We start from the raw sequence: 563 nt of genomic DNA, 5'->3' as shown, positions 1-563 counted from the left end.
TTGGCGATTCGTAAACAGCCAGTAAGTATCCCTCTTTCCAATGCATCATTGGTTTTAAGAGCTGATGAAAAGATACTTCTTAAAAAATCAACCATTTCATCATAATAACCATTATTATAGGCACTTTGTAATGGTACATCATATTCATCAATTAATATAATAACTTTTTGTTGATAGTGTTTATATAAACAATGCGATAAAATTTTTAAAGATACCTTTAAATCATCTATATCGGCTTCTGCATTTTGATATATATCTAATAATTTTCTTTCTCTTTGACTAATCGTATCGCTATTTTTGATTTCTGTATATATGTCGATTATATTTGCTATTAAACTAGTAAATATATAAATCTGAGATTGAAAATTATTATTATTCATATCTTTTAAAGTCAAAAAGATAATCGGATACTGGTTTTGATGTTTTAGGATTTCTTTATCTTTCGATATATTCAATCCTTCAAATAAATAACTATTTTCTTTTTCTTTGTTTGAAAAGAAATAATAAAGCATACTTAGATTCAATGTCTTTCCAAATCTTCTCGGTCTGGTATACAGCATTAC

General features: G+C 25.9%; 1 protein-coding gene. It reads right to left on the bottom strand.

What is annotated here, in order from left to right; all coding sequences use genetic code 11:
* Nucleotides 1–563, bottom strand: a 563-nt coding sequence (locus B5E92_RS15325) for an AAA family ATPase (RefSeq protein ID WP_158095256.1), incomplete at both ends; no start/stop codon positions are given.

It is taken from the genome of Erysipelatoclostridium sp. An15 (assembly GCF_002160675.1).
Taxonomy (GTDB): domain Bacteria; phylum Bacillota_I; class Bacilli_A; order Erysipelotrichales; family Coprobacillaceae; genus Thomasclavelia; species Thomasclavelia merdavium.
Note: the sequence above shows the minus strand (reverse complement) of the source record. Positions and strands in the feature narration are given on the sequence as shown.